Annotated in this window: 9 protein-coding genes; 2 read left to right on the top strand and 7 right to left on the bottom strand. The window is 36.4% G+C overall.

Annotated features, from left to right (window positions below; genetic code table 11):
- The first annotated feature begins 9 nt into the window (after positions 1-9).
- A complete protein-coding gene (locus AC0KSB_RS03600) occupies positions 10-1,524 on the top strand; it encodes an FGGY-family carbohydrate kinase (protein WP_472306814.1) in 1,515 nt (504 codons plus the stop codon).
- 57 nt (positions 1,525-1,581) lie between these two features.
- Here AC0KSB_RS03600 and AC0KSB_RS03595 read toward each other — a convergent pair whose 3' ends face one another.
- The 4 genes from AC0KSB_RS03595 to AC0KSB_RS03580 form a co-directional block, all read right to left on the bottom strand.
- On the bottom strand, positions 1,582-3,990 hold the full coding sequence (locus tag AC0KSB_RS03595) for an EAL domain-containing protein (protein ID WP_472306812.1): 2,409 nt from the start codon (positions 3,988-3,990) through the stop codon (positions 1,582-1,584).
- A gap of 303 nt (positions 3,991-4,293) precedes the next feature.
- Complete coding sequence (locus AC0KSB_RS03590) at positions 4,294-5,028, bottom strand: hypothetical protein (protein ID WP_472306810.1); 735 nt, start codon at positions 5,026-5,028, stop codon at positions 4,294-4,296.
- Positions 5,018-5,914 (bottom strand): ATP-binding cassette domain-containing protein, encoded by an 897-nt coding sequence (locus AC0KSB_RS03585; protein WP_472306808.1) that lies wholly within the window; start codon positions 5,912-5,914, stop codon positions 5,018-5,020. The genes AC0KSB_RS03590 and AC0KSB_RS03585 overlap by 11 nt, the downstream gene beginning before the upstream one ends.
- Positions 5,895-6,287 carry a GntR family transcriptional regulator gene (locus AC0KSB_RS03580; protein WP_472306806.1) on the bottom strand — a complete coding sequence of 131 codons (393 nt, stop codon included), beginning with the start codon at positions 6,285-6,287 and terminating at the stop codon, positions 5,895-5,897. The genes AC0KSB_RS03585 and AC0KSB_RS03580 overlap by 20 nt, the downstream gene beginning before the upstream one ends.
- A gap of 227 nt (positions 6,288-6,514) precedes the next feature.
- On the opposite strand from AC0KSB_RS03580, the gene AC0KSB_RS03575 reads away from it, so the two are divergent.
- Positions 6,515-7,783, top strand: coding sequence for an MFS transporter (locus AC0KSB_RS03575; protein ID WP_472306804.1), 1,269 nt, complete (start codon positions 6,515-6,517; stop codon positions 7,781-7,783).
- 8 nt (positions 7,784-7,791) lie between these two features.
- On the opposite strand, the gene AC0KSB_RS03570 is transcribed toward AC0KSB_RS03575, so the two are convergent.
- From AC0KSB_RS03570 to AC0KSB_RS03560, 3 genes are all read right to left on the bottom strand, one after another.
- A complete protein-coding gene (locus tag AC0KSB_RS03570) occupies positions 7,792-9,543 on the bottom strand; it encodes an ABC transporter ATP-binding protein (protein WP_472306802.1) in 1,752 nt (583 codons plus the stop codon).
- Complete coding sequence (locus AC0KSB_RS03565; RefSeq protein ID WP_472306800.1) at positions 9,536-11,335, bottom strand: ABC transporter ATP-binding protein; 1,800 nt, start codon at positions 11,333-11,335, stop codon at positions 9,536-9,538. Before AC0KSB_RS03565 ends, AC0KSB_RS03570 begins: the two co-directional genes overlap by 8 nt.
- A gap of 143 nt (positions 11,336-11,478) precedes the next feature.
- On the bottom strand, positions 11,479-12,090 hold the full coding sequence (locus tag AC0KSB_RS03560) for a TetR/AcrR family transcriptional regulator (protein WP_472306798.1): 612 nt from the start codon (positions 12,088-12,090) through the stop codon (positions 11,479-11,481).
- Positions 12,091-12,098: the final 8 nt, after the last annotated feature.

Below are 12,098 nucleotides of genomic sequence, written 5' to 3'. Positions count from 1 at the left end.
GAGGCAATTATGAGCGGGCAATATGTTATGGGTATTGATAACGGTGGTACGGTAAGCAAAGCAGCGATATTTGACTTGAAAGGCAATGAAATATCAGTAGCCTCAAGACATTCATCTGTACATACTCCAAGACCTGGATATACAGAAAGAGACATGGAAGCTCTCTGGATAATGAATTGTGAGTGCATACGCGAAGCTATTGCCAAATCCGGAATTAATCCGGAAAATATTGCGGGTGTCTCAGTTTGTGGACATGGAAAAGGTTTATATGCATGGGGTAAGGATGATAAACCTGCATATAACGGTATAATTTCAACAGATAACAGGGCATGGGAATATCCTCAAAAGTGGAAGGAAACCGGGATTTTTTCTGAATTGTATCCTCAACTGTGTCAACAGCTGATTCCATGCCAGCAAGCAGCTATACTGGCATGGTTTAAGGATCATGATAAGGAAACCTATGATAATATCAAATGGGTTTTCTCGGTTAAAGATTATATAAGATTTCGTCTTACCGGTGAGGCATGGTGTGAGGCAACAGATATTTCGGGATCAGGACTTATGGATGTAAAAAATATTTGTTTTGACCGTGATTTGCTTGCTAAACTTGGTATTGAAGAGGTATATGACAAGCTTGCGCCTATAAGATATTCTTCAGATATTTGCGGATTCATTACGAAATCTACAGCCGAATTGACAGGTTTGCCGCAAGGTTTGCCTGTAGCTGGAGGCATGTTTGATATTGATTCATGCGCTGTTGCTATGGATGTAACTTCGCCCGAGGAATTGTGTGTTATAACCGGAACCTGGAGTATTAATGAATATATTGCGAAAGAGCCTGTATTAGGAACTGAAATTGCAATGAATTCTATTTTTGCGATGCCAGAGTATTATCTTATAGAAGAGTGCAGTGCAACAGGAGCCGGTAATATTGAGTGGTATATTGAAAATTATTTAAAAAATGAGACAGTTCCATCCGGCAAAAAATTATATCAGTATATGGATGAAATGGTTGAAAAAACAGATTCAAAAGAATGTGATATATATTATCTTCCATTTCTTTATGGTTCCAATGTACATGCGCTTGCAAAAGCTTCTTTTGTGGGGTTAACAAGTTTTCATAATAAGTGGCATGTATTAAGAGCCATGTATGAAGGTATTGCTTTTTCACATAAATATCATATAGATAAACTTCTTTCTGCAAGAAATGCTCCCAAGGAAATCCGTTTGGCTGGTGGTGCGGCTAATTCTAGAATATGGGTGCAAATATTTGCGGATGTTTTAAACTATCCTATAAGTACGGTAAGAGGAGTGAAAGAATTAGGGGCTCTTGGTTGCTCTATGTCTGCTGCCATTGGAGCAAGTATTTTTAAGGACTACAAGGAAGCGGCTCGGTCTATGGTAAGAGTTAACGAGGCCATAATACCTGACAAAGATATGTCTGAACTGTATAAGAAAAAATATGATAAATACCTGAAAATTGTTTCAGCTTTAGAAGAAATATGGTCTGACTTCGAAGTTTAAGCTGTTTTGGGTTTAAAGCGATCAAGGAATAGTTATGAAATTTTGTTTGTTTTATAATTACTGCAGCTGATCACGATAGTTTTTTAGCCAGTTAATAATTTGGTGACTGCTTATAGGCCGACTTATGAAAAAGCCCTGTATACAGTTGCAGGTTAATTCCGAGAGGGTGGATAGCTGTTTTTTTGTTTCTACTCCTTCGCTAATGACAGTCATGTCAAGCTTGTGACCTATATTGATCATTTCTTTTACCAACTCCAGGTTTAGTTCTGAATCAAGGGCGCTAATAAAGCTTCTGTCTATTTTTAATATGCTTACAGGCAGATTGCTGATATAGCTTAAGGAGGAATATCCTGTGCCAAAATCATCCATAGCTATATTGAATCCCTTTTCTCTAAGTTTATTGAGATTAGCTGTAGCTCTTTCCAGCGATTGGACAAGTTGAGTTTCAGTGATTTCCAGGACTATCTGGAATGGCGATATATTGAAGGTTTTAACAAGATCCATAATTCTAAAAACAAAGTCCGGTTCTGTTATTTGTGCAGCGGCAATATTTATTGAGATATGCAGGTTGTTGAAATTGTGCTTATTTAATTTGCTTTTAAAACGCAGTGCTTCGTTTAATACCCAGTTTCCAATAGGTACGATCAGTCCAATGGCTTCTGCCAAAGGTATAAACTCAGAGGGGGCTATTTGACCAAGTTCAGGGTCATTCCATCTAATTAATGCTTCCAGCCCGAAAATTTCATTGTTCTCACTATTTACCTGTGGTTGATAGTAGAGCTCAAACTGACTGTAATCTTGAAGAGTTCGTAATTTTTGCTCAATCAAAAGATAGCGTTTTCTGGTATCCGCTGTATTAGGATCATAAAAATCATAGCGGTTTCTGCCACCAAATTTTGCTGTGTCCAGAGCCATGTTTGCCTTTTCCAGCAATTGATTAATTGTAAAATCTGTATCGCTGCGCCTGACCGCCCCAATACTAACTGTTAAATTAAGTGTTTTGCCGGCAATATCAAAAGGTTTCTGCATATCATCCGACAACTCATCCAAAAGCTGGGTTAGGCTTTCATCACTATATACAACTTCGCTGCAGGCAATAAATTCATCTGCATTCATTCTATATAAATCACAGTTATATTTTCTACTGCTATCTTGTAGTCTTTGGGCTGACATGATTAGTAATTCTTCAGCAGCTTGCTGTCCGAGATATTTTTTGTGTCTTTTGAAAAAATCAATGTTAATAGTTAGTAACAAAGCTGGTAATTGCACGCTGTCTTGATTTGACTGATCATTAATATTAGCAGTAGCTTTTGTATAATAGTCAAATAATCTTTTGCTATTGTAAAGCCCGGTCAGACGATCGTGGAATGCGAGATAACTCAAATGATCTCTGTCTTCTGCGATTTTTACTGCTGTAGATTTTAAATTTAACAGCAGTTTATTCATTGACCTATCCTTAGTTAAAGCAATATCTTCATCTGCTAAAATTGCAGGGTCAAGAGCCATTTTGCCGAGTAAATCTATTGTTTGCCGGATTGGTTGGTTAATGTTCTGAGTGATAACTCTTCGTGTAATCAGCATTACAATAAAAGCAATTACGATGGAAGCAAACGCTATTAGATAAATTGATGTTTTGTGACTTTCCAGAAGAGTGGCATATTCCTGTCCTATAAATACTGCACCAGCAATTCCGTATTCATCTTCTATAGCTTCGTAAGTGCCAACATAAAGAGTATCTCTAAAGCGGAAAATGCCTGAAAAAGGACGTCCTTGATCGTATATGATTGTTGTTATCTCTGAATCAAGGGCGGTGCCAAGATAATCTTCATCAGGATTTGAAAGATTGGTATTTACTCTGATATCGCGATAAAAAATTGTCGATATGAATCCAAAATATTCGCCGATATGATCTGTGTAGGCTGGATTTGTCAGATCAGAACCTATTAATATATATCCAACTAAATGATCGCCTTGATAAATTGGTTCTTGTGACACGGCGTAGAATTGTCCTTGCAAATCACCGTAATAGAAAGATTTGTCTGCTCTATCATTTATTTTATTTCTGCTTTGAAGAAAAACACTAAGATGACCTAGGTTGATTAAACTATTATTGTCTTCAAGATAAATAATAGCAAAATCTTTGTTTGTGATTGCGACAAGATCATTGCCTGAATCTGAAGCATTTTTCAGACTTGAAAGAGCATATGAGTTGAAACCGTGCTCAAGAAAAGTGTTCATGGAATTTAGCGAGGCAAGATTGCTGGCAGTTTCTTCATTATCAAGCATTTTCTGGCGCAAAATCGCATTCTCAAAATAAGTGAGAGTGCTACGGGTTTGATTGTAAAAAGTCGATAATGATGCTCTGTAATATATAATTCCGGAAATGGCTCCGCTTACAAGAGCAACAACCATGACAATCAGAACAAAATAAATTTGAAGCCTTCTTTGGATGCTAAGTGATGTCATATCATTGGGAACTTCGACCTCCTACCAGGAGTTTGCAATGTCGAAATTTCTCCTTTCGATAATATATACCAATGTTGCAGCAAATCGCGATATTATATAAATATATTGCCGTTTCAAATTATTATAGCAAAAAGATCAACTAATAAAAGCATATATTTTACGAAATTCATTGAGAAATTAATTTCAAGAAATCTAAAAGAGCAGCACTTCTCATTTAGACAAGTCTCTTTAATTAGAGATAATCAAAAAAGAAATAGCTGCTCTTTGTTTTTTGAATAGGGAGGGCATACTGTGTTTGCTATTTTAGGCTTTTACCCTGACACGAATTGTACTTATATAGTATATTACTGCTCCGAAGGCAACAATTCCCAATCTGGTTAACACAAGAGGTATGGGAGAACTTAGTGCCTGAATATCTGTTGCACCAATAATAGCCAGCAAAAAGAGTTTTAGCAGAGCTTGCATTATTACTCCATCTGTCCATCTGAAATCTATAATCGGCAGCACAATAATAATCAGCATTGGTACGCCTACGGAGACGATGATTTTTTGTGCCAAGTCCATTCTATAATAAAGTGCACCAAGAAATAATCCGAGGAAACCTACTAAAACATATGATAGAAGCAAACCGATAAATTCCATGGCAAAGGAAGAAGGTGCATAGAATCCTGATAATGATTGCGAATCTACCATAACGGGGGCATTGCTTGGATTGAGATTTTTTATAACAAGCAGATCAAAACAAACCATTACAAGTGATATCAGACTTATAGAGCATAAAGATGCTTTGACCAAAGTCAGTCTTGATCGGCCATGTTGTATTAGAAAAAGAAAAGATTCCTTAAACATATTTATTCCGACTACAAAAATGAAGATGATAGAAGCAACGCTGAAGCCGTTAAATTGTCCATTAGCGTCAGGATATAATCTGTTCAGTATAATTATTAAAGTATTAAGAGCAAGTATTATTGAATAAAAAATTATTAGTGACTTTATGCTGTCATTGATTGTAAAACGAAAAGCTGATTTAAAATTCATTATTCTCACCCTCCTTTGGATCTTCAGTAATTCTGATGAAAAGCTTTTGCAGATCCATTCTGTTTATATCTAGATCATCAGGAACTTCTGTTCTTTCGAGTTTGCCCAGCACATAAGCTGTTTTGAGACCTCCGAGAATATCGTTGCCGATAATTTTTTTATCCATGCAGTATTTATCAACCGACTCGATTTTACCGGTAACAGCATATCCTGCTTTGAGAAGATTTTCTGTACTGTCAATCTTTACTACGTTACCTGCTCTAAGAATTATTACAGTTTCAAGCATGCTTGTAATTTCTTCTATGAGATGTGTCGAAACGATAAATGTTCTTGGGTTTTCTGCATAGGTTTCTAAAAGAGCTTTATAAAACATCTGCCTGTGATTGGCATCTAGCCCTAGCACTGGCTCATCGAGCAAGATATAAGGAATATCAACGCAAAGTGCAACGATTCCTTTAAATATTGAATTATAACCTGTCGAAAGTTGCTTCATTTTCTTCTTGGGATTAAGTTCAAATCGATTGCACAAATCATCTGCTCTTTTAAGATCAAATCCCGGATAAAAGATAGAGACCCATTTAAATGCCTGTTTTACAGTCATTGTTTCAGGATAACAATTTTTCTCCGACATATAATAGAGTCTGTTTTGAACACTATCATTTTCAACTGAAGTTTCTCCATCTATTAAGACATTTCCCTTGTCTGCAAAAATACGATTGCAGATTATATTTAGTAAAGTTGTTTTGCCTGCACCGTTTCTACCAAGCAGACCGTAAATGTGACCTTGCTGGAATTCCATGTTCACATTATTAAGGGCAGTTACTTTACCAAAATTTTTACTCACTCCCTCAATTTTGATGATGTTGTTATTTGATGTTATGACCATTTTCTTCACCCCCGAAACTTTTTTCTATCAGTGTAACCAACTCTTGTTCAGACAGCCCCAGCTTTTTGGCTTCTGTGACAAGACTGACAATATACTGTTCAAAAAAATCTTTTTTTCTCTTTTGTCTGATCAATTGTGTTGCCCCCTCTTTAACAAACATACCTAAGCCTCTTTTTTTATAAATCAGATCATCATCAACAAGTTTGTTCATTCCTTTAAGAACTGTCGCAGGATTTATATTAAATCTGGAAGAAAGTTCAGTTGTTGATGGAATCTGACTGGATTCTGCAAAAGCACCGGTTAAAATAGCATCTTCTATTTGTTCGGCTATTTGCAAAAAAATTGGCTTGTCACTTTGAAAATTCAAATCCATAACCAATCACCTCGTTCCGTAGTTGACTACTAATGTAACTAACCATACAGCATATTGAATAAGATGTCAATAGTCTTTTTCTCCTAATTGACATATTGCTTAATCAAGTGGAAACTGATAGCATATGCTCTCATGTTATTTTGTGATGTTAAATGTGTTTTGCTCATATTTTAAAGAATGGTATAAAATCTCGAAAGTACAATAGAGATAGTGTGGAGATATCATCAATGACTTTATTCAGCAGAATTATTGGCAGATTCAGAACAGACACTATTGGTATAAATGATGATCTGCCTTTGACACCTGAGCAAAAAAAGAATAGCAGAAGGGTAAATTTTTATTATGGTGCTGTCCAAAGCTTATACATGGCAGCTATCTGTTCTTTTCATGCTTTTTTAGTGCTTTATCTGGAAAGTAATGGTTACTCAGAATTCAGAATAGGTATTGTTATGACAATTCTTTCTGCTGTGGGAATAATTGCGCCTACTCTTACAGGATATATTGCAGATTTTTATATTCCTGTAAAAATAATCGTTGCTGTTCTGATGACAGCAAGTATTCCTCTTGCATTTACATTGGATGCAACAGTTGCTATTTACCCGTTGGCGATTGTATCACTTCTGACACTTGGCATTTCAGAAAAAGGGATGGGAAGTCTAATAGATAGCTGGGGAATGCGTCTTAGAAATAAACACCCATATCTTAATTATGGTGTGACAAGAGGCGTGGCATCCCTGGCATATGCTACAGTAGCACTTATAGCGGGACGTTTTTATGATGCAGCCGGTTTAGATAAACTTTTCTGGGTTCATGGTGTCTTGGCTGCACTATGTGTTATTGCAGCCTTACTGCTTGATAATGTCAAAGTTACTAAGCGCCAGAAAGGTCAACGTTCTTTCTTTAAGACGGTACAAGAGTTGCTGCAGATAAAAAAATATATGGTATTACTTGTTTGTATGATTCTTCACGGATTCAGTATGGTAATTATAGGTACTTTTCAACCTATGCTTATAACCGAGCATGGGGGTACTTCGGTGCATCTTGGTATGAGTTCTTTTGTAACTGCTGCCAGTGAAGTACCGATTATGTTTAACTCAACCAGGTTCCTAAGGCGATATAAAGTGGAGTCTCTTCTTACGGTGGCTTTTGTTTTTGCCGCTTTGAGGATGCTTTTAAGCGTTCTTGCTCCTAATCTTGGTTGGGTAATTGCCGTTCAATCGCTGCAAGCCTTATCTTTTGGACTGTATTTACCGGCGGTGCTTTTTTATATTAGTCTTATTACTCCTGATGAAATGCAATCAACAGCAATTACCCTTGCTATTTCGGTTGGTTTTGGCCTTTCTGGTATTGTCGGGAATTTTTTTGGTGGAATTTTAGCACAGACAGGCGGAGTTAGTTCAGTATATTATATGTTCAGTTTGCTGGCTGTCTGCGGCTTGATTATTTTTAGAATAAGTATTTCCGATAAAAGAAATATTAACAGAAAAACAGATTAATTTTTCTATTAGCCAGGCTTTACCGACCAACCATGACTTTCTTGCTGAATAGTAAAAAGTTTGTGATAAAGACCTTGCATATTAAGCAGATCATTATGCGTACCTTGTTCAACTATTTTACCTTGATCAAGCACAATTATTTTATCGGCATTTTTAATAGTGCGCAGACGATGTGCAATAACTATTACAGTTTTGCCTGCTATTAATTTGCCAATCGCTTTTTGAATGGAGGATTCACTTTCCGGATCAAGTGATGCTGTTGCCTCGTCAAGAATAACGATTGGTGCATTTTTTAATAAAGCTCTTGCTATTGAAAGCCGCTGCCTTTCGCCTCCTGATAATGTAGCTCCGTTCTCGCCCAGAATTGTGTCATAACCGGTTGGCAGACGTTCTGCAAACTCGTCGCAACGGGCTGCCTTGGCAGCTGCAATAACTTCTTCATGAGAGGCATTCATATTGCCTATTCGTATGTTATTGTAAATACTATCGTTAAACAAAACTACATCCTGAAAAACAAAACTCATATAACTCATGAGGTGTTCTGGATCCAGTTTTCTTATATCCGTGTTCCCAATTGTAATTTTCCCGTTATTAACATCCCAGAATCTGGCGATTAATCTTGAAATTGTACTTTTTCCGCTTCCTGAAGGTCCCACCAGAGCAGTTATACTGTCTGCAGGTATCTTGCAAGAAACATTTTTTATAGCTTCTTCTCCATTTTCGTTATACTGAAAACTAACATTTTCAAATCTGATATTGAAATCAGTTATTTTGGTTTCGTCTTTTCCTTCCATTGGTTTTACTTCCATAAGTGTTTTCATGCGTCGAACAGCTAATCTGTGATATAGAAATTCAGGTAATAAGGCAAGCTCGGTGAGTATGGGTCCATATATTCTTACAACAATTAAGACAAACATAAGCATAGGAATAACTTCTATTTTACCACCCGTTAATAAGGTTGTTCCTACAAATATTGTAAGACCTATTCCGGACTGTAGAATTACCTGTGCACCCGTTACAAAAACCCCAGTACCAAATTCCATAGAAATTGCCAGTTTTTTCATGGTTTTTAAAGCATTTTCCAGCGCATTGAATTTTTCGCCATCAAGGTTGCAGGCTCTGATTACTTTTATTCCTTCAATATATTCCTGCACCTGTCCAGATGCTGCGAGCTTGGCATCAATATGTTTTTTATGTAATCTGCCGTAAAATTTGCGGCTAACAAATATAATAGTGAAAGCTACAGGCACAGTTATAAATACGGCAAAAGCCATTCGCCAATCGAAAAAAGACATCATCAGACAAATTACTGTAATCGAAATAGCATTAGCAATAATTTGAGGCACAACATGACTCAGAACGTGTTCTCCGGTTGCAACATCTTCCATTAAATTAGTGGTTATTTCTGAAAGATCCTTAGAGTTAAAAAAACTCATAGGTAATTTTCTGATATGTTCAGCTATAGTAACCCTTGCATTTTCACTTTCCTTATAGGATGTGACATACGTTTTTTTATAATCATTTTTTAAAAACAGAAAAACCAGTAGGGCTGATAAAATGCCAGCTCCAAAAAGAAGCCAAAGATGATTCCATACTATTTCTTCACCAGATAGCGGTTTTATTATAATAATAATTATCTGAATCATGACACCAAAAGGCAGCATCATGGAAAAATTACTTAAAGTACAGGCGGCTATAGCTTTTTTTATGTCTTTATAACCTTTATCTGTTAGCATAAAAGCAGATTGTAGTCTAGGCATTTTCAAAAACCTCCCTTGTATCTATACTGTTTTTTGTCATAGTCCAGCTGACTGTATCCATGTACGTTGTCCACATGACATAATATTTATTCTTTTTCTCGAGTAGGCTTTCATGAGTTCCTTCTTCGATTACTTTCCCCTCGTCGATGACAATAATTTTGTCTGCACTACTTACAGTGGACAAACGATGTGCAATTAATATAACTGTTTTATCTTGCATTAATTTTTCAAAAGCTTTTTGTATAAGATGTTCATTCTCAGGATCAGCAAAAGCTGTTGCTTCATCAAGTACAATGATCGGAGCATCTTTAATTATTGCCCTGGCTATAGCAAGTCTTTGCTTTTCGCCTCCTGAAAGGTGTACCCCTCTGGTACCGATTATTGTATTGTACCCATTTGGCAATTTCATAATAAAGTCATGGCATTGAGCAAATTTAGCAGCCTCGATAACCTGAGAATCCGTTGCCTGCTGATTTCCCATTTTAATATTATCGATTACACTTTGTTTGAAAAGAAAAACGTCCTGAAAAACAAAACTTACCTGATCCATTAAGTAGTGTGTATCCATATTTCGGATATCTACACCTCCGATTTTTATACTTCCGGATCTGACATCAAAAAATCTTGGTATTAAATGAGCTATTGTGCTTTTGCCACCTCCGGAAGGTCCTACTATAGCAGTAATTTCTCCTTGATTTGCAATAAATGATACTCCGGATAATGCTTCGTTTTCTGTATTTTCATCATAGACAAAAGTAACATTCTCTAATTCAATATTGTGGCTGGAAACTTTTTCAGGGATTGCAGGTTGTTTTAGCTCCGGTTCAGAAAGTACGGCATCCATTGCTTCAACCCCGCCTATTATTTTCATAGCATTGCCATTAACATACATTACTTTCATCAGTATTGAAGAAACAGATTGAACAAAAATCAGGTAAAAAATAAATGTTGCTGCAAACTGGCTATAATCAGACGTGTTCATTCCAATAATAATCCCTGCTGGAACTACGAAAAGATAAATATTATTAACCAACATTACAAAAGCAGAAAATGAATTTTCCCAGGCAAGTGTATAAGGAATTACCATTGAAGTATAAGCTTTGATAGTGTCATGCAAACGGCGAAATGAATATACAGTTTGTTTAAACGCTTTCACGACCGTAATGCCTCTAACATATTCTACAGAAGCATTATTCATATCTTCTAAAGCCGATTGGTATTTCAGCATCATTTTTTTAGATCCTTCATTGCCGTAGACAGAAAGCTGAATTATAAAAGCAATCAGAACTCCTAACATTGAGGCAAGACCAAATCGCCAATCTACAGTGAGAAGAATAATTACCATTACAATTGGTGCAACACAAGCTGCAACAATATCTGGTAGTTGATGAGCAATAAAACCTTCAATTTTTTCAATGTTTTCATCAGTTATTTTTCTTAATTTGCCGCTTCCGATCATGACGTGAAAGCCGAGAGGAACTTTGGCAAGATGCGTTGCAAAATTTACTTTCAACTCATAAAGCGTGCCGAATGCTGCCATGTGCGAACATGTGAGTGCTCCAAAATACAAAATTACATTACCAACGACACCTGCAAAAGCAACCCAGCCATATTTAATCATTAGAGCACCGTTTATAGTTTCTACAAGAGAGATCGAGCGTAAGATTTCCTGAACGATAAAATAGATAGCTATATACGGTACAAAACTAATAATTGAGGCAAGCGCCGATAATATTCCGGAGCAGATTACAAGAGATTTCTTTGTGGCAGCAAGTTCTAATAATCTTGCCATTCCTGTTTTAGGGATTGATTTTTTTTTTCATGATAATTATTTCAACTCCTTTTCATTTTATATATATCCTATTACATTGGTTAGCTGTGGCTAACTTGAGTGTGAAATAAATCCTCTTTCCGATTTTTGATCAGAAAAAGGACTTATTGGATAAAAATTTCCCTCCAGCCAGCTTCAAAAAAGCGGTATAATTTGCTAGTAAGAGTTAGAGCTTTTTCTTTTGGCATATTATGGAGTACCATTTCAAAAAGAACTGAAAACTGGGCACTTACAAGCAGGTGTAGCTCTTCGCGACCGACCTTGTTTATTTCGTATCCCTTTGATCTGGCCGCTTCCATATATTGCAGAGTTGTTTCTACTTCCATATCAACCATCATATGTACAAAATCTTCATAGGAGGTTTTTTCTGCTGCCGTAAGCAGTAGTTTAAAGACCTGTAGATTTTCATACATGTACTCTACCCAGCATATGAGATTTTGCTCAGAAGAGGTCCAGTCAATTCCCTTATCATCTAACTGATTCATAAAGCTTTCTGCAGCTGTATCATACATTTCGATAAATTTATTAAAACACGGTGAAACAAGTTGATCAAATAAATCTGTTTTGTCCTTAAAATGCTTATACAAGGCTCCTGTTGTGACGCCAGCTTTTGCAGAAATAGTTCTGAGAGAAGCTTTGGCAAAACCGTGCTCAAGAAATTCTTCCCTTGCACTATTTAGGATTTTATCTTTTGTTGACAAATTGTTTTTTGACATAAATACCT

It is taken from the genome of Ercella succinigenes (assembly GCF_900002895.1).
The sequence above is the reverse complement of the archived record's forward strand: the minus strand, read 5'-3'. Positions and strand labels throughout refer to the sequence as shown.